The organism is Stenotrophomonas sp. GD04054 (genome assembly GCF_029836955.1).
GTDB classification, from domain to species: Bacteria; Pseudomonadota; Gammaproteobacteria; order Xanthomonadales; family Xanthomonadaceae; genus Stenotrophomonas; species Stenotrophomonas maltophilia_A.
In genome coordinates this window covers 1-17,300 of the sequence record NZ_JAOECR010000011.1, presented here as the reverse complement: position 1 = coordinate 17,300, position 17,300 = coordinate 1, and the positions used below count along the sequence as shown (strand labels likewise).

Here is a 17,300-nt window from a genome sequence, read left to right as displayed (position 1 = left end):
CCTGCGGTGCTAGATTCGGGGCCATGCCCGATTCCGGGTACCCATTCACACCCCAGGGGATAAGGATGCTGATCCGTCAAACCTCTCTGGCAGCGGCAGTTGCCGTTGCCACCGTCGGCCTGCTGGCCGCTGGCCCGGCGCTTGCCGATTACGCGAAGCCGCCGGAGCACCTGCTCAAGGTGCTGAAGGCACCGCCGCCGCCAGCACCGAACGTGGCCCCGGGCGGCCAGCGCCTGCTGCTGACCACCGCGCAGACCTATCCGTCGATCAGCCGCGTCGCCCAGCCGTACCTGAAGCTGGCCGGCGTTCGGCTGGAGCCGAAGAACCGCAGTCGGCATGACACCCCCGGCGGCTACGGTATTCCGGCCTGCGTGGCCGACTTCACCCTGGTCGATATCGGCAGCAGCAAGGAGACCAAGGTCAACCTGCCGCAGGGCTGCGCCACCGGCGCGCTGTGGTCGGCCGATGGCAGCCACTTCGCCTTCCAGAATGCGGTCGATACCAGCGTGCAGCTGTGGGTGGGCGATGCAGCCACCGGCCAGGTGAAGCAGGTGCCGAACGTGCAGCTGAATCCGATCTTCGGCTACACCGTGCAGTGGCTGGGCGGCAGCCAGAACCTGCTGGTGAAACTGGTGCCGGCCAATCACGGTCCGGCGCCGTCCAACGGTGGCGTGCCGACCGGTCCGGATGCGCAGGAATCGCTGGGCAGCAGTGGCGAGAGCAGCACCTACGAAGCCCGCGACACGCTGACCAGCGTGCATGATGAAAAGCTGTTCGCCTACTACGGCGCTTCGCAGCTGGCCGTGGTCGATACCGCCGCGGGCAGCGTGCGCCCGGTGGGGCAGCCTGCGCTGTTCAACGAGGTCAGCGCCGCGCCCGACGGCGTGCACGTGCTGACCGAATCGATCAAGGCGCCGTACTCACATGCGGTGACCTACCAGCGCTTCGCCAACAACGTGGCCGTACTGGACGTGAGCAATGGCCGCAGCATGCCGATCGCCAGCCTGCCGCTGGCGGATCGCGTGCCGGTGCACGGCGTACCGGAAGGCCCGCGCGGTTTCGACTGGCGAGCCACCGATCCGGCGACCCTGGTCTATGCCGAAGCGCTGGACAAGGGCGACTGGAAGGTCAACGTGCCGCACCGTGACCGCGTGCTGATGCTGAAGGCGCCGTTCAACGGCAAGCCGACCGAAATCACCCGTACCGCGCAGCGTTTTGAAGGGTTTGCGTGGACCGCCGATCCGGCCGTAGCCTTCCAGTACGAGAACGACGAGAACCGTCACTGGATGCAGACCCGCATCGTGGATGTGGACCAGCCGAAGAAGGACGGTCGCCTGCTGTGGGACATGTCCAGCGATGAGCTGTACGGCAACCCCGGCAACCTGGTGTTTACCCGCCTGCCGAATGGCGCGCAGGTCGTGCGCCGTGAGGGCAACCACGTGTTCCTCAGCGGCCGTGGCGCCTCGCCGCAGGGCGATCGTCCGTTCCTCGACCGCCTGGACCTGGGCACGCTGAAGAGCGAGCGCCTGTTCCGTAGCAGTGCCGACGCCTACGAACAGTTCCTCGGCTTCAGCAACACGCCGGGGCGCTACCTGACCTGGCACCAGTCGGTGATCGATCCGCCGAACGCCTTCATCCGCCAGCAGGGGGAGGCAGTGGCCGATGCGAAGACCGGCGAGGCGCAGTTCGCGTCCACCGCGACCGCGCTGACCAAACTGGTCGACCCGACCCCGGAAGTGCGCCAGATCAAGAAGCAGCTGGTGACCTACAAGCGTGCCGATGGCGTGGACCTGTCGTTCACCCTGTACACGCCGCCGGGCTACAAGGAGGGCCAGCGCGTGCCGGCGATCCTGTACGCCTACCCGGCCGACTTCGCCAATGCCGCGCAGGCCGGCCAGGTGTCCGGTTCGCAGCAGACCTTCACCCGCCTGCAGCCGTACCGCCTGATGCTGCTGGCCGGCTACGCGATCATCGACAACGCCTCGTTCCCGATCGTGGGTGACCCGAAGAACGCCTACGATACCTACCTGGAGCAGCTGGAAGCCGACGCCAAGGCAGCGGTGGACAAGGCCGTGGACATGGGCGTGGTCGACCGCAACCGCATCGGCGTGACCGGTCACAGCCATGGCGGCCTGATGACCGCCAACCTGATCGCGCACACCAACCTGTTCAAGGCCGGTGTGGCGACCAGCGGTTCGTACAACAAGACCTTTACCCCGTTCGGCTTCCAGAACGAGCGTCGCTCGGTATGGCAGGCGCAGGACGTGTACCTGAAGGCCTCGCCGTTCTTCTATGCCGACAAGATCAAGCTGCCGCTGCTGCTGGTGCACGGTGAGGACGATGCCAACCCGGGCACCGAACCGTTCCAGTCGCGCAAGCTGTACCAGGCCATTCGTGGCAACGGCGGTACCACCCGCTTGGTGATGCTGCCGAACGAACCGCACTGGTACACCGCGCTGGAGTCCAACGAGCAGCTGGTGTCGGAGATGCTGAACTGGTTCGACACCTACGTGAAGAACGCCAAGTAGCGTCGAGCGAGCTCGACTGCTTTGCACGAGGCCGCCTTCGGGCGGCCTTCCTGCATCCTGTAGAGCCGCGCCATGCTCGGCTGCTGTTCGACAGAGATAGGAAAGTCTCATGAAGGCATGGATGTTGGTACTGGCCACGTTGTTGGTTTCTCCCGTGGCAATGGCGGTGCAGCCCCCGATGAGCGTGCACGTGACGTACGACTGGTCTGGTTGGGGTTCTGTATCTGAGCGCTGGGTCATCCGGCGCGATGCCTATGGCTTGACCACCCGTGTACAGGTGGTTGATGCGCCCGACGTCCAGCCGCGTTTGCCGGAGCTTCTGCCGTTCGGGGCGCTGTCAGCGTTCGAGGCCGCGCTGCGGGCAGCACCGTTGACCAGGGACGCCACGGTGGATCTGATCACTTCGCAGCTGGACCGGCCCGCGATACTCAAGCTGGATCCGGAGCTGCGCAGCATGCCGCCGGCCAGATGTTCGTTTGCCCAGCAGCAGGCCTGGGCACGGCAAGCTCTGGCCGGGCAGGGTTTGCAGGAGCGCGTTGCAGAGCACTTCAACAGTCTCCGGACCGATGACTATCCCATCATGACCGTGGTCGTATCCCGGCTGGGCCACCCGGATACCGTCTTGGTGTCCACCTCCCAGCACACGATGATGCTGCCTTGGAAGCGCCTGTCGTCGGCGGACTTCGATCAGCAGGTTCTGGAAGGTGCTCAGGAAGAGTGGCGTCCGGCGTTGAGCGATGCATTGATGGGGCTGCTACCTGCGGGAGAACCCACACGCGAACGCTTCAAGATCGCTTGGTTTCAGAACAGATTACGCGGCGACCTTGCCTTGGAGGCGCTGCGTTGTGGAACCCTGCGCTAGGAAACGGCAGATTGATCATCCATGGATGCTCTGCAATCAACTGTGGAGACTCGGTAACGACGTGTTACCGGCACATTCGCATGCCACGCAAATGGTCTAGGCTGAACCTGATCGCTCGTTCCAGGTCGGTGCAATGAAAGCCATTCTCCTTGCTGCAACGTTGTCGTTGGCCCTAGTTTCAACGGCATATGCTCAGTCGTTTCCTGCTGAGCTGACGCAATTGGGCATTGTCGCCGGCATGCCTTACGCCAAGGCCAAGCGCCTGCTGGATGCTGCAGGCTGGCAGGCGAAACCTGCGCAGGGCGCGCCGGAGTCGCTGGAGGGCTTTCCGGAAGTCGGATGCCAGAAGGACGGAAAGCAGTGTGCGACGACCTTCGAAAAGGACGGTCAACAGATCGCGGTGCGGCTGGGCACTACCCTGGCAGGGCAGCCGTTCGTGCAGAGCGCTGACTGAGCACCCGCCCTCACGCCAGCGGTAGGCGGTCCTGCGCGTGGGATAACCCGTCATGCAGGTCGCGCACGTGCTCGGCCTTGGCATGCACCCGGGTGGTATCGCCGAAACTGCGTAGATAAGCGCAGGCTGCGAAGCCGGCGCTCTTCTTTTCGTACTCGGCAATCCAGGCCAATCGATCCGGATTGTTGGCCTGTTCGGATGACCACGCGGCCACTGGCGGGCGGATGCGGTACTTCAGGCCGACGCGCCACGGCTTCGGTGTCAGTCGCGCACGGAAGCAATGCTGCAGCCGGCACATGCGCGCGTACAGGGTATCGGTGCCCAGTGCCTTGAAGAATGCCTGCAGCTGCTCGTCCTCCGGCGAGAACGTGGCATGCATCGCCAGTACACGCAGTCCCGCAGGCGTCCGGTAGGCGCGCAGATGCCAGTGGGGGTGTTGTTCGCTGAAGGCTTCCACGCGTCGCAGCGCCAACCCCTCGGCGCCCCCGGCGGCGGCCAGCCGCTGCCTGCGGCGCATCAGCAATGCGGCATTGACCAGAACCACCGCCGCCACGCCCAGCACCAGTCCCACCAGCCAATGCCACAGCAGCGTGCCGGTGACGGCGCCGGCAAGCAGCACGACCGCCGCAACGATGGCTGGCATCACGCAGCCGGCTGGCGGCTGCGCATGGTCGATGTCGGCGAACAGTACGTCCGGGCTGTTGAGGCACAGTGCGCCATAGCTGTTGCGGGTTATGACGACGTCGCCGTCGCGCTGCACGATCTGCTCGCGGATCGGCACGCCTTCCACGCCGTAGTTGCTGCGCACTTCGCGACGCGGCAGCACCTGTCCGGCGAGGATGGCATTGAGGGCTTCATTGGCGCGGCGGTCGGCGTGCACCTGCGCCTCGGCAGGGCCTTCGTCGGACCAGCCGAAGCGGCGCACCACCACCGGCCGGCCACGGAAACGGGCCTGCAGGCGGGCTTCGGCCCAGTAGGCGGGAACGATCATCATCGCGGGGTGCTCTATCTTCCGTGGCAGGTGCCAACGCGAGTCTGGCACAGCGCCGGGGTGCCCGCATCTGCTTGCTGCGACGGCCGGGCCGGAGTGATAGATTGCGCGCTTCGCATGCACTCCACCAAGGACGGAGCGATGTCCATGATCCTGCGCGGCCTGTTGGCCCTGGCCTGTGCCGGGGTGGTTGGCATGGCCACGGCGGCGGCACCGGCCGGGCCGCAGATTGTCACTGACGATGTCAGCCGTTTCTACGCGCTGTACGACAACGCAGGTGGCAAACCCAGCGTTGCGCAGTTGCGTGGCTACATGGCCGAGGGTTCGGCGGGCCTGGCCGAGCTGGCCAAGGCGCGCCGGGTCACCCCCGAGCGCATTGCCGAGTCCATCGCCAGCCAGCCGGAGCTGTATGTGCAGGGGCGAAGCTGCCTGGCCGAACTGCCGGCGGTGAAACAACGTCTGACGCAGGTGTTTTCCAACCTGCAGGCCATCTATCCGCAGGCTGCGTTTCCGCCGGTGACCATCGCCGTCGGCCGTGGTCGTCCGGTAGGGTTGACCTCGAAAAGCGGCGTGATCATCGGCCTGGAAGCGCTGTGCGCAGCCGATTTCATGAATCCCAATGTGCAGGACCGCTTCGTGCATGTGATCGCGCACGAGTACGTGCACATCCAGCAGACCGGCCTGACCGACTTCGAGCCGGGCGACCCGCATGCGACGGTGCTGCGTGTTTCGTTGGGCGAGGGCATTGCTGAGTTCATCGCCGAACTGATTTCCGGCAACGTCGGCAACGGGCGCCATGCGGCCTGGACCCGTGGTCGGGAAGTGCATATCGAAAGCGCATTCGCGCTGGATCTGGACAGCACCGATCTGTCGCCGTGGCTGTACAACTACAAGCCCGGTTCGCAGGAGCCCTATGACCTCGGGTACTGGGTGGGATACCGCATCGCCAAGGCCTATTACCTGCAGGCCAAGAACAAGCGTGACGCGGTGCGTGCGCTGATCCAGCAGGACAACCCGAAGGCGATCCTGGCCGCCAGCGGCTGGACGCCGGGTATGTGGATGCCGGCGAAAGTCACGGGTGTGGCGGCGCGTACGGCTGCACGCTGAGCACAGGGCGGGGCGTTAGACTGCTGAAGATGATTTCAGGAGTACCCGCATGCGTGGACCTGTTGAGCTTGCCACTGCCACTGTCGTGACGTTGGGCCTCGCGTTGGCTTCTCCGCTGGGCGCCGCTGAGGCCGTCGCAGTCAACCCGCTACTGCAGACGCCCATCGACCAGCTACGCCCCGACGAAGTGCGCTTCATGCAGCAGCGCCTGGCCGATTGGCCGGAGCTGCAACGCTATCGTGATGCCAATGCGCGCCTACCTGATGCGGTGCCCGGCCAGCCGCGCGTGGTGTTCTTCGGTGACTCCATCACCGAAGGTTGGGGCAGGGAAGGCAGTGCCGGTTTCTTCCCCGGCAAGGGCTGGCTCAACCGCGGCATCAGCGGCCAGACCACGGCGCAGATGCTGGTGCGTTTCCCGCAGGACGTGCTGGCACTGAAGCCACAGGTGGTGGTGATCCTGGCCGGCACCAACGACATTGCCGGCAACACCGGCCCATCCACACAGGCGATGATCGAAGACAACCTGCACGCGATGGTGGACCTTGCCCGTGCACATGGCATCGCCGTAGTACTGGCATCAGTGCTGCCGGTCAGCGATTACCCGTGGCTGCCGGGCACAGCACCTGCGCCCAAGGTGCGTGCATTGAACACGGCATTGAAGCGCTATGCCGATGCACAGCAGCTGGTCTATCTGGACTACTACACGCCGATGGCCAATGCGATCGGCGGACTGGACCCGCAGTTGGCCGACGACGGCGTGCATCCTACGGCGAAGGGCTATGCGGTGATGGCGCCGTTGGCCGAGGCGGCGGTCAAGCGCGCGCTGCAGCAGAAGTAGCTCCGCCGGGCAGGCTTGCCAACAACCACTCGCAGAAACTGATCACCAGCGGATTGGTTGCACTCTCCTCATGTACCAGCCAACTCCAGCGTGGGCCGCGCACGCGTGCATCATCCAATGGTTGCAGCAGGCCTTGTTCGCACGCACGCGTGCTCAGCAGTTCGCTGACCAGTGCGATGCCCAGCCCTTGGCAGGCTGCATCCAGCAACTGCCCGGGCTCGGAGAAATTCATTCCCTCGCGGCGCTGGCCGACATCGGCGCCACCCTGCACCTGCCATTGGCTCCAGTCCATCTCGCGCTCGCCATGCAGGGTGAGGCGTTCGTGCGCCGGTGTGGCGAGCAGGGCCGGATGGCAGGCTGGATAGAGACGATCCTGCAGCAGCACGCGATGCTGGCACTGCGCCTGTGAGTCGAGGTCATCACGTACCGCTACGTCCAGCGTCTGCGTGGTCATGTCCGGCGCTTCCTCGCTGGTCAGCAGCCATAGGTCGGCGTCGGGATGCAGCCGGTGAAAGCTGGCCAGGCGTGGCACCAGCCAATGCCGGGCAAAGGCCGGGCTGGCGTTGACGATCAGTTGATTGGGCTTGCGGTACTGATCGAGCCGGCGGATGCCGCTGGCCAGCTGCCGCAGCAGCGCCTGCGTTGTTTCCAGCAGGTCGATGCCGGCATCGGTGAGGGTGACGCTGCGGCCCTGCCGGAAGAACAACGGCTGCTGCAGCGACGCTTCCAGGCCCCGGATCTGCTGGCTGATGGCCGACTGGGTCAGGTGCAGTTCCTCCGCCGCACGGTGGAAACTGCCCAGCCGGGCGGCAGCCTCGAAACCCCGTAGCGCGTTCAGTGGTGGCCAGTGCTTGAGCATTTCAGATAAGTAAAACTGTTCAATTGATGGCTGAATCTATCGTTTGTTCTTATGTGTCGGCAAGCGCAGCATAGCGCCCATCCCACACCGGCCATGGAGCCTGTCATGAGCAACCGTCGTCACTTCCTCACCCAGCTGGCGGGCGCCGCCGGCCTTGGCGGCCTGGCTGCTCTGGGCCTGGCCGGGCTGCCGGGTCGCGTGGCTGCAGCAGGGCCAGGTGCGGGGACTTGGCGCATGCCGGACGAGCACGGCCCACAGGAACGCGTGTTCCTTGCCTTCGCCGCGCAGCCGCGGGTGTGGGGCGCGCAAGCCGATGCGGTGAACACCGCCGTGGCGCGGTTGGCCCGTACCATCGCCCGCCACCAGCCGGTCAGCGTGCTGTGCCGCCCGGCGCAGTTGAAGGAGGCGCAGGATCGCTGTGGCCGCGACAACATCGAGTTCCTCGAGGTGCCGCTGGATGACATCTGGGTGCGCGACTATGGTGGGTGCTTCGTCACCGATGGCCAGGGCGGGCTGGGCCTGGTCGACTTCAACTTCAATGGCTGGGGCGGCAAGCAGAGCGCGCGCAACGATGGCGCGGTGGCGCCGTGGCTGGCGCAGGTGACCGGTGCGACGCTGCTGGAAAGCGATCTGGTGGGCGAGGGCGGTGGCATCGAAGTCGACGGCCATGGCACGGCCATCCTCACCGAAAGCTGCTGGGTCAACCGCAACCGCAATCCGGACTGGTCGCGCGCGGATATCGAGGCCGAGCTGAAGCATCACCTGGGCCTGCGCAAGGTGATCTGGCTGCCCGGCATCGCCGGCAAGGACATCACCGATGCGCACGTGGACTTCTATGCGCGCTTCGTACGCCCGGGCGTGGTGATCGCCAATCTGGACAACGATCCGGAGTCCTACGATTACGACCTGACCCGCGAGCATCTGCGGATCCTGCGCGGGGCCACCGATGCCGATGGCCGTCGCCTGCAGGTGCATACGCTGCCGCCGCCGCTGGACGGACGCGACAACGTGCATACGCGCGACAACGACGATCTGGCGATGGGCTACATCAACTACCTGCCGATCAACGGCGCAGTGGTCGCGCCGCAGTTCGGAGACGACGAAGCCGATGGATTCTGCCGCGAACTACTGGAAGACATGTATCCCGGCCGCGTGATCGAGCAGGTGGATATCGATGCCATCGCCGGTGGCGGTGGCGGCATCCATTGCGTGACCAAGAACATGCCGAAGGTGTAGTCCACTGTTGCGTTGACGCGCCGGAGGTCATGTCATGATGCTCCAGGTACACATGCTCGGGGGAGCAGATGGATCTGGATACGGGCATATGGAGTGGATTGGTGGGCGGCAGTATCGCCACGATGATTGCACGGCGAGCTGCCGGTCGACTTCCCAGTCACTACCGCGGCCGTAGTCTGGTCTACCTGCGACGCCGCCATCGCGCTTCCATCTGGAGTGCAAACGCGCTTTTCCTGCTCGGGTTGATCAGCGGCCTGTTGATCTGGCCGTTGGGTCACTACGCCAGTACAGATTCACTTCCATTGCTGCTGGCAGCCGGCATGAGTTGCGGTCTGCCGCTGTTGGCGCTGCTGCTGATTCCCTGGATGACCCGCCGTCCGATCCGTGAGGCATGGGTGATCTTCGGCTATTCGCAGGGTGGGCCGGTGTGGTTGATCTACTCGATCCTGCTGGCAGGCGTCGCCTGTGGTGTGGTCGGAGTTTTGCGGCTGCCGGGCTGAGGCGGCAGCACCTGCATGGCGCGCACATCCAGCCCGCTCAGGCGTCGTCCTGCTTCAATGCGGCATCGGCAGCCAGCAGCGCCTCGGCGGCTGCACTGAGCGGCGGCGACGGCGGGGCGACCACGCCGATCGCTTCCATCATCTTCGGCATGCCGAGGAACTGCCGCGTGCGGCGGTCGTAGATGCCGGTGACCAGCAGCGCGCGCGTGGCAATCTTCTGTTCGGCGCCGATCAGTACGCGTTGCTCCATGATGCCGCGCGAACCGACCCAGCCCACCAGGCGCGTTTCCAGGGTGAAGCGCTGGAACGGCTTCAGCTCGCGGCGGAACTGGATGGTGCCGGCACCGACGATCGGTGCCCACTTCTCGCGCAGCGCCACCCGGCCCAGGCCCATGCGCAGGATCAGGTCCAGCCGGCCCAGGTCGAAGATGTTCCAGTAGCGGCCGTTGGTCATGTGCAGGTTGCTGTCCAGGTCGTTGGGCAGTACCCGGAACTGCAGCCGCGAGACCCCGAACGGGGCCTCCAGCTTGGGCCGGAACAGGCTGCACAGGAGCAGGTGGAGCAGGCGGAACCAGAGATTCATGGTTATGACGACTGTTATAGAATCGCCGGTACGCTAATCTATGACGACTGTCCTGGCAAGGAGCCTCCCGTGAGCCCGCGTCCCTCTGATGCGCCACAACGCGTGATTGATGCTGCGGCACAGATGCTGGCGCGCGTGGGTCTCAATGCCACCAGCATCCGTGAGGTCACCAAGCTGGCCGAGGCACCGCTGGGCTCCACCTATCACCACTTTCCCGGCGGCAAGCAGGAGCTGTTGGCGCGTGCCACCCATATGGCCGGCGACAAGGTCGAAGCGTTGCTGGTGGAGCTGCTGAAGGGCGGGGCGGTGCAGGGCCTGCAGCAGTTCCTGACGATGTGGCGCGAGCGCCTGCTGCGCACCGATTTCCGCGCCGGCTGCCCGGTGCTGGCCGCTGCGGTGGAGGAGCCGGTGGAGGCCGTACCGAGCCAGCCGCGCGCGGCAGCTGCAGAGGTATTCGCGCGCTGGCAGGGCCATCTGGCCGCAGCGTTCGTCGCCGACGGACACGATCCGGCCGCCGCGGGTGGGCTGGCCAGTCTGGTGATTGCCAGCGTGGAAGGTGCGGTGGCGATGAGCCGCGCACTGCAGGACATCGCACCGTTCGACCAGGTGGCCGCGCAGTTGTTGAAAGCCGCCGCGCGGCCTTGATCCGGCGGCACGGTCGCGGGAGACTCGGCGCAGGCCCTGACTGGACGCCGCCATGGACGAATCGCACTGCCGCCACCTGATCGAGCACTACCTGCAGGCCTACAACCGCTTCGACATCGACGCCATGCTGGCGGTGCTGGCGCATAACGTGCGATTCGAGAACCACAGCGGCAGCCAGCTGACGATGGTCACCGAAGGCATCGATGCCTTCGGCGAACTGGCACGGCAATCGGCGCCGCTGTTCCGCGAGCGCGAGCAGCGGTTGCTCGAGTTGACCTTCGAGGATGGCATGGCGCTGGCCAGCATCGGCTGGCGTGGCGTGTTCGCGCAGGACATTCCCGATGGTCCCAGTGCGGGCACGGAACTGGCCCTGCAGGGACGCAGCGAGTTCGCTTTTGAGGACGGTCGCATCGTGCGGATCATCGACCGCAGCTGAAGATCGATGGCACAGGTCCGCCGTCTGGACAGCGGACCTGCCCGCGGTAGAATCCGCCCACCACCGCTTACGCGTGCCCGGCAAGGATGTCCGCATGCAGTATCAGGTTTTCGAGCTTCCACGCTGCACGATCTGCGGCATCCAGCGGCGCCGATGAAACGCACCCGTTTCTTTACACGCAGCCCATTGAAGCTGCCGGCTAATCGCGGCAGTGAAGTCGTGCGCGCGCGGCAGCATCTGCAGCAACGCGGCTGGCCGCGCCTGCAGATGGCATTGATCGTGGCCCTGACCGGTGCGGCCGGTTTCCTTGCCTCGCATCTGCTGCGTCTGGCCGGTATCGACGCAATGCTGCTTCGCTACCCGATGGCCGTGCTGTTGGCCTATGGCGTGTTCCTGCTGCTGATGTGGATCTGGATCCGCTGGCGCTGGGACAACGTGCTGGATGGCCTGTCGGCGGATGTGGGCAGTGGTAGCCCATCGCCTCGTGGAAGTGCCGTGGAATCACCGTGGAGCGGCGTCGGTGGCCGTTCTGGAGGTGGCGGCGCGTCAGCTTCGTGGAATGAGTCGGCGCGGGTCAGCGGCGACGATGCCGGTGAGCTGCCATTGACCGGCCTGGCCGAAGACGAAGCGGGCCTGCCGTTGCTCGCGATCCTCGGCCTCGTCGCGTTGGTGGCGACCGTTCTGCTGGCCAGCGTGTGGATTGTGTGGTCGGCGCCAGTGCTGATGGCTGAGCTGCTGGTGGACGCGGCCATCGCCGGAGGCCTGTACCGGCGCATGCAGGGTATGCAGGAGCAGGGATGGTGGCGGGTATGCGTGACGCACACGATCTGGCCGTTGCTCGGGTTGCTGGTGTTTTTCACCGTTGTTGGATCGCTCGCACAGGAGCTGGCACCAGGTGCGGTCAGTCTGGCCCAGGCATTTCGGGCGCTGTAGCGGCGCATGTGGATGGCCGAGCCCGGTTTTTCGTTCCTGGCCTACCCTGCGCTATGATCCGCGCCAAGGCCAAGGTATGTGGCCGGCTGTCAACCACCACTGACGAGGAAGAGCGCATGGATGTCGCTGCACACCGCAACAGGACGTTGTTTCGTTGGACCATGATGGTGCTGCTGGCGGTGTTGTTGCCGTTTGCAGCACTGGCGCAGCCCGCAGCCGGGCAGGCCGACATCACCGAAAATGCCACCACCACCGCTACGGAAGAGGCGCAATGCCGCGCCTGCACTTATGAGCGCATTGGGCCCAAGGTCGATATCGGCCTGGTGGCCCTGATTTCGCTGCTGGTGGTGGGCCTGTTGGTGGCGGTATCACGCGAATGGGGTACCACCTCGCAGCGCTGGACCTGCCGAACGCTGGCCCTGTTGCTGGTGGGTTTCGGTGTGGCGTTGCTGTGGTGGGCTGGCAGCATCGTCTACCTGGGCTACAACCCGTGGCAGGAAATGGCTGCCCCCGTCGATGGCTCGCTCACATCGACACTGCTCACTACCTCACCGAAGTGGTTGGCGGCGATGGTGCTGATCGGCTTCGCGCCGTCCATCTGGAAACGCAGCGAGCGCCTGCCGGCGTGGCGCATCAGCTGACATTGAAACGGCGGCGCTGGATCACACCCGGCGCCGCCTGCGGTCATCAGTCAAAGCGCAAACGCACACCAGCGTAGATGCCACGGCCTTCGCCCGGCGTCGAGCGGGCAATATCCTTGCCGGCATCGTTGTAGCCTGGCGTGACCGTGGCGGCGTAGTGGCGGTTGCCGATGTTGCGCATCTCCGCCCAGGCCTGCCAGCGACCGCCGGGTGCGTCGTAGCCGATGCGGCTGCCGAAGATCACATGGCTGTCGGCCCAGTAGCTGTTGGCGTAGTCGACGGCGATGCGCGAGGCGTATTCGGTATTGAGCGCAGCGTACAGGCCGGACGCGTGATCGAAGCGCAGCTCGGCCTGGTAAGCGTGGCGCGGCAGGCCGGGCAGGCGGTTGCTGCCGAAACGCGCATCGTGGCGATAGCGGAAGTCACTGAAGGTGTACGCCTGGCGCAGCGACAGGCGGCCCGGCGCAGCCTGCCACAGGGTGCTGTCCAACCCGGCTTCGATGCCGCGGTGAACGGTGGGGCTGGCGTTGTTCTCGGCGATGAACAGGTTCGGCACCGGTTGCAGTTCGACGCTCAGCAGTTCGTGGTTTACGTGCGCGTAGTAGCCGGTCAGTTCCCAGCGGCCCAGCGCCGCGTCACCGCGCGCGCCCAGTTCCAGCGTGGTGGCGGTCTGGTTCTGCATCGGTACCGGCGCGCGCTGGCGGCCGGTGGACGGGCCATTGCCCGGCCCGAAGTACTGGTTGGAACCCCAGATCATCGACCACGGATGCGGTGCTTCCACCGAGCGGCTGAGGTTGCCGAACCACTGGGTCTGCGCGCTGTGCTGCCAGGTGAAGCCCAGCCGCGGTGCGTAGTCCCAGTCGTGGTCGCGCAGGCGGCCGCCGCTGCTTGGCCAGGTCACCTGCACATCGCGGCGGGTGTTGATCAGTGCCAGCCCGGTCTGCATGCGCAGGCGGTCGTTCAAGGTGAGGGTATTGCCGACGTGCAGCGTGCTGTCGGTGCCGTGGTGGCGGAAGTCACGCGTGCGCGTACCGGCGGCGTAGCCGTTGCTGGCAAAGCGCAGCGACTCGCGCACATCGGCGTCCAGATCGTGGGTGACGCGAAGGCCGACCGTGGTTTCGCTGTCCAGGCCGAACAGCCGGTGGCGATGGCGATAGTCCAGCGTGCCGTTGAGGTTGGCGTAGTCCAGCTGCTGGCGGTACAGGCTCTCGTTCAAGTCCATCGGGTACGTGTGATAGACCAGCCCGGCCTGCAGGGAGGAATCCTCATCGATCTGCAGCGTGGTGACGTTGCCCACCCAGGTGCTGCCCGGCTGCGGGCGGCGCGCATCGATAGCCAGGTTGGCCGCATTCGCGGCACGTGGGTCGTTGCGGATCTGATCGCGGGTCAGGCGACCGGGTGTTTCGTGATTGGTCTCGCGGTAGCGCACGAAGAAGCGCGTCTGCAGGTCGGGCGTGATCTGCCAGCCGATGTTGGCCATTGCGCCCTTGCCGTCGCCGCGCGCATGGCGCTGATAGCCATCGAACTCGGTATCGGTGTAGGCCAGGAAGTAATCGACATCGCCACTGACGCCGCCCCAGCTGATGCCGCGCTTCTGGTAGCCACGGCTGCCGGCTTCGTAGTGCAGCTGCACGCCCGCCGAATCACGGCCGCTGCGGCTGATGTAGTCGATGGCACCGCCCAGTGCCAGCGCGCCACGCTCGAAACCGTTGGCGCCGCGCAGTACTTCCACGCGGGACAGCCACAGCGGTTCCAGCAGCTCGTAGGGCGTGCCGCCCGGGCCGGTCAGTGGCAGGCCGTCGATCGACACCGCAATACCCGAGGCATGCGCGCCCGGGCCCCGGTTGATGCCTGAGCCACGGATCGAAATCTTGGTGCCTTCGTTGCCTGGCGACTGCGCGCTGATGCCCGGCTGGTAGGCCAGCACATCGGCACTGCTGGACAGCCGGCTGTCCGCCTTGGCTACGTCAATCACGTTGCCGGCGCCGGGTACGCGCTTCAGCGCCTCGCGCGCCTGCGCGCTGGCATCGGCGGCAGCGGTGACCTGCACCGCATCCAGCGTGGTGGCCTGCGGGGCCGCAGCGGCGGTGGAGGAGAGGCAGAGGGAAACGGCCAGGAACAGCAGCGACGGGGTGGGGCGGTACGGCGAGAGCGACATGCGGGAATGCTGTAAACCAAGGAAGTGGCGCGCAAGTTAACAGGTCGGCGACGTCACGTCACCCATCGGCGGCGTATGGCCGCCCGCGCTCCTTGTAGAGTCGAGCTTGCTCGACTGTCTTTCGCTTTCTGTAGAGTCGAGCCTTGCTCGACTGCCTCTGTGTCCCGGAGTCGAGCACGGCTCGACTCTACAGAGCCGGCTTCGCCAGCGCCTTGGCCTTGGCATACAGCCGATCGGCCGCTTCCTTCTCACCCAGCGCGGCGTGGCATTCCGCGAGGCTGTCCCACGCATTGGCCGAATTCGGATACAGCTCTGTGTTGAGCGCGAATACTTTCAGTGCCTTGCGTGCACCGAGGCTTTCGCGGATGGCATATCCATCGGCATTGATCGCGCGTTCCAGTTCACTGGCAGCAACCTGGTTGCTGTCGCCCAGCCAGCGATGCACTGCTTCGGTCGCGCCAGCACTGTCATCCAGCGCATACGCGATCAGTCGCTCGGACAGCACCGCATGCGGAAACTCCTCTGGCGCGGCCACCGCCATCGTGCTCTCCACCAGCGTGCTCGACCAGACATTGCGGGCGCTGCCGTTGGTCAGGTACACGAATACCCAGTAACCGCTGGCCAGCGTGCCCTTGTAGGCCAGCCGTGCCCGCACGCGGGTGCCACCATCGTGGCCGACCTGGGTGTAGCCGTCGCTGCGAGTGGTGTCCCAACCGGTGGAGAAGAAATTGCTGCCGCCGCCGCTCAGCTTCTGCGGCTGCCAGAGCGTTTCCAGCGTGGACGTGCGCAGCAGCTTGCCGGTCGCCAGCGCCTGCAGGAATCGGTTCATGTCGCCCACGGTGGTCTGCAGGTCGGCGTGGCCCCAACCGTAGTTCGGCCAGGGGTCTTCATTGGCCGGCTGCAGTTGGCCGTCCTTGCCGATGTAAGGCACTGCCGCGCGCGTGGCTGGGACGCTGGTGACGCCCCATGAGGTGCTGGTCATCTTCAGCGGTTGCAGGATGCGTTCGCGCGCGATGGCCGGGTAGGGCTTGCCGTAATGCGCTTCCAGCAAGGCGGTCAGCACCAGGTAGTTGGCCTGGGTGTACTGCACGCGGCTGCCGGTGGCGAACTGCATCGGTGTCGCGCCGGCCACCTTCAGTGCAGCGCCAAGGTTAGGCGCCACTCCGGTGTAGCCCTTGCTCACCCAGCGGTTGTCCACCCGGTCGTAATACTCGCCGATACCCGAGCTGTGGTTGAGGAAATCGCGTACGTGAATCGCCTGCCATGCCGTCGGTAGGTCCGGAACATAACGGCTGGCCGGTGCGTCCAGATCCACCTTGCCCTGGTCGACCAGCTGCATCACCAGTGTGCTGGTCAGCAGCTTGGCCATGGATTGCGCGGCGAAGATGGTGTCGACAGTGGCAGGCACATGGGCAGCGGGATCGCGTTCGCCGCTGGCGCCCTGGTAGAGCACCTGGCCATTGTGCGCGACCAGTACCGCCTGGCCGGCGATGCCGTAGCGCTCGCGGTTGGCCTGCAGTTGGGTGTCGAGCTGAGCAGAGAGAGTGCCGGGAGCGCCACGTGCAGAAGCGATCGGAACGGCGAACAGGGCACAGAGCAATGCGGCAGCAAGGGTGCGGTACATCGCGGTGATCCGTCAGCGGTGATGGCGCATGTTGGTCACGGCGGGAGAGCGGGTCAAGCGGGGCTGGCGGCAATGTGAATGAATGAATTTCCAATGGTCTGTCGTAAACAGCTCTTAGAATCTGATGAAGCACCAGATATAAGAGCGCCTCAGTCCACGCCGACGAAACAGTCCAAGATGGGAGGGACAATGGAAGATGATGAAGATTTCGCGCTCTTCATCGAGAGCTTCGGTGAGGCAACTGAACACGATCCGGTGCCAGAGACCGCGTTCTCCAAGTGGGCGGGCATCTTGCCTGATTCGCTCTTGAGCTATTGGCGTCGGGATGGATGGGCGAACTATGGCAATGGACGGCTGTGGACGGTGAATCCCGAGGACTACGAAGGCCTGATGCACATGTGGTTGTCTGGTACGCCATTTCCCCTGATCGATACCTACCATGTGTTTGCCAGAAGCGGGTTTGGACGGCTCTACCTGTGCGGCGAAGCATCAGGCGCTGGCGTGAGCATCGATCCGATCCGTAGTGAAGTATTTGCTCTTCAGAACTGTTTGAGACCCAAGTCTCTCGCACGGCAGGAGGGTGGCATCAAGGCATTCTTCGCTTGCGCGGAGCTTGACGACTTTGATCTGATGGATGGGGCCGAAGAGCTGCCTTTCGACAGGGTTGTGAGCACTTGCGGGCACTTGATGGCGGATGAGATGTATGGCTTTGAGCCAGCGCTGGTTTGCGGCGGCGAAGTAGCCATTGGCAATCTGCGCAGGTTCAAGCTTCAGCCGCACCTGCACATGCTGAGGGAGTTCGCCGCGCCTGCGTTTCCACGCTATGCGAACAATGTGAAACCGCTGGCCCGGAAGTGATCCGAAGGACCCAATCATGTAGAGCCGAGCCCATGCTTGGCTGCCTT

Annotated in this window: 17 protein-coding genes; 12 read left to right on the top strand and 5 right to left on the bottom strand. The window is 65.2% G+C overall.

What is annotated here, in order from left to right; genetic code table 11:
• The first annotated feature begins 65 nt into the window (after positions 1 to 65).
• From N7573_RS07595 to N7573_RS07585, 3 genes are all read left to right on the top strand, one after another.
• On the top strand, positions 66 to 2,528 hold the full coding sequence (locus N7573_RS07595) for a prolyl oligopeptidase family serine peptidase (protein ID WP_279912472.1): 2,463 nt from the start codon (positions 66 to 68) through the stop codon (positions 2,526 to 2,528).
• A 109-nt stretch (positions 2,529 to 2,637) separates the two neighbouring features.
• Positions 2,638 to 3,390 carry a hypothetical protein gene (locus N7573_RS07590; protein WP_132810443.1) on the top strand — a complete coding sequence of 251 codons (753 nt, stop codon included), beginning with the start codon at positions 2,638 to 2,640 and terminating at the stop codon, positions 3,388 to 3,390.
• Between the two features lie 133 nt (positions 3,391 to 3,523).
• On the top strand, positions 3,524 to 3,844 hold the full coding sequence (locus N7573_RS07585; RefSeq protein ID WP_006376283.1) for a hypothetical protein: 321 nt from the start codon (positions 3,524 to 3,526) through the stop codon (positions 3,842 to 3,844).
• A gap of 10 nt (positions 3,845 to 3,854) precedes the next feature.
• On the opposite strand, the gene N7573_RS07580 is transcribed toward N7573_RS07585, so the two are convergent.
• Complete coding sequence (locus N7573_RS07580; protein ID WP_049463183.1) at positions 3,855 to 4,838, bottom strand: hypothetical protein; 984 nt, start codon at positions 4,836 to 4,838, stop codon at positions 3,855 to 3,857.
• A 138-nt stretch (positions 4,839 to 4,976) separates the two neighbouring features.
• Between N7573_RS07580 and N7573_RS07575 the strand changes: the two genes are divergently transcribed.
• A complete protein-coding gene (locus N7573_RS07575; protein ID WP_032127700.1) occupies positions 4,977 to 5,942 on the top strand; it encodes a DUF2268 domain-containing putative Zn-dependent protease in 966 nt (321 codons plus the stop codon).
• A 49-nt stretch (positions 5,943 to 5,991) separates the two neighbouring features.
• Positions 5,992 to 6,780, top strand: coding sequence for an SGNH/GDSL hydrolase family protein (locus tag N7573_RS07570; RefSeq protein ID WP_279912471.1), 789 nt, complete (start codon positions 5,992 to 5,994; stop codon positions 6,778 to 6,780).
• On the opposite strand, the gene N7573_RS07565 is transcribed toward N7573_RS07570, so the two are convergent.
• Positions 6,755 to 7,639: a LysR family transcriptional regulator gene (locus N7573_RS07565; RefSeq protein ID WP_279912470.1), complete on the bottom strand. Its 885-nt coding sequence runs from the start codon at positions 7,637 to 7,639 to the stop codon at positions 6,755 to 6,757. The two genes, N7573_RS07570 and N7573_RS07565, sit on opposite strands and share 26 nt — an antisense overlap.
• Positions 7,640 to 7,744: 105 nt before the next feature.
• Between N7573_RS07565 and N7573_RS07560 the strand changes: the two genes are divergently transcribed.
• Positions 7,745 to 8,875: an agmatine deiminase family protein gene (locus N7573_RS07560; protein ID WP_279912469.1), complete on the top strand. Its 1,131-nt coding sequence runs from the start codon at positions 7,745 to 7,747 to the stop codon at positions 8,873 to 8,875.
• A 101-nt stretch (positions 8,876 to 8,976) separates the two neighbouring features.
• Positions 8,977 to 9,375 (top strand): hypothetical protein, encoded by a 399-nt coding sequence (locus N7573_RS07555; RefSeq protein WP_279912468.1) that lies wholly within the window; start codon positions 8,977 to 8,979, stop codon positions 9,373 to 9,375.
• A 37-nt stretch (positions 9,376 to 9,412) separates the two neighbouring features.
• Here the strand turns inward: N7573_RS07555 and N7573_RS07550 are convergent, their stop codons facing one another.
• Positions 9,413 to 9,958 (bottom strand): thioesterase family protein, encoded by a 546-nt coding sequence (locus N7573_RS07550; protein ID WP_279912467.1) that lies wholly within the window; start codon positions 9,956 to 9,958, stop codon positions 9,413 to 9,415.
• A 69-nt stretch (positions 9,959 to 10,027) separates the two neighbouring features.
• On the opposite strand from N7573_RS07550, the gene N7573_RS07545 reads away from it, so the two are divergent.
• From N7573_RS07545 to N7573_RS07530, 4 genes are all read left to right on the top strand, one after another.
• On the top strand, positions 10,028 to 10,603 hold the full coding sequence (locus N7573_RS07545; protein ID WP_049463188.1) for a TetR/AcrR family transcriptional regulator: 576 nt from the start codon (positions 10,028 to 10,030) through the stop codon (positions 10,601 to 10,603).
• Positions 10,604 to 10,655: 52 nt separating this feature from the next.
• Complete coding sequence (locus N7573_RS07540; protein ID WP_032127707.1) at positions 10,656 to 11,039, top strand: nuclear transport factor 2 family protein; 384 nt, start codon at positions 10,656 to 10,658, stop codon at positions 11,037 to 11,039.
• A 153-nt stretch (positions 11,040 to 11,192) separates the two neighbouring features.
• On the top strand, positions 11,193 to 11,972 hold the full coding sequence (locus N7573_RS07535; protein ID WP_279912466.1) for a hypothetical protein: 780 nt from the start codon (positions 11,193 to 11,195) through the stop codon (positions 11,970 to 11,972).
• Between the two features lie 116 nt (positions 11,973 to 12,088).
• Complete coding sequence (locus N7573_RS07530; protein WP_132810436.1) at positions 12,089 to 12,613, top strand: hypothetical protein; 525 nt, start codon at positions 12,089 to 12,091, stop codon at positions 12,611 to 12,613.
• 46 nt (positions 12,614 to 12,659) lie between these two features.
• Here N7573_RS07530 and N7573_RS07525 read toward each other — a convergent pair whose 3' ends face one another.
• Both N7573_RS07525 and N7573_RS07520 read right to left on the bottom strand, forming a co-directional pair.
• The gene (locus tag N7573_RS07525; protein ID WP_279912465.1) at positions 12,660 to 14,771 is read right to left on the bottom strand and encodes a TonB-dependent receptor; all 2,112 of its coding nucleotides are present in this window, start codon (positions 14,769 to 14,771) and stop codon (positions 12,660 to 12,662) included.
• 187 nt (positions 14,772 to 14,958) lie between these two features.
• The gene (locus N7573_RS07520) at positions 14,959 to 16,395 is read right to left on the bottom strand and encodes a serine hydrolase (RefSeq protein WP_279912464.1); all 1,437 of its coding nucleotides are present in this window, start codon (positions 16,393 to 16,395) and stop codon (positions 14,959 to 14,961) included.
• A 189-nt stretch (positions 16,396 to 16,584) separates the two neighbouring features.
• Here N7573_RS07520 and N7573_RS07515 point away from each other — a divergent pair, with 189 nt between their 5' ends.
• A complete protein-coding gene (locus N7573_RS07515) occupies positions 16,585 to 17,253 on the top strand; it encodes a GAD-like domain-containing protein (protein ID WP_253144316.1) in 669 nt (222 codons plus the stop codon).
• Positions 17,254 to 17,300: the final 47 nt, after the last annotated feature.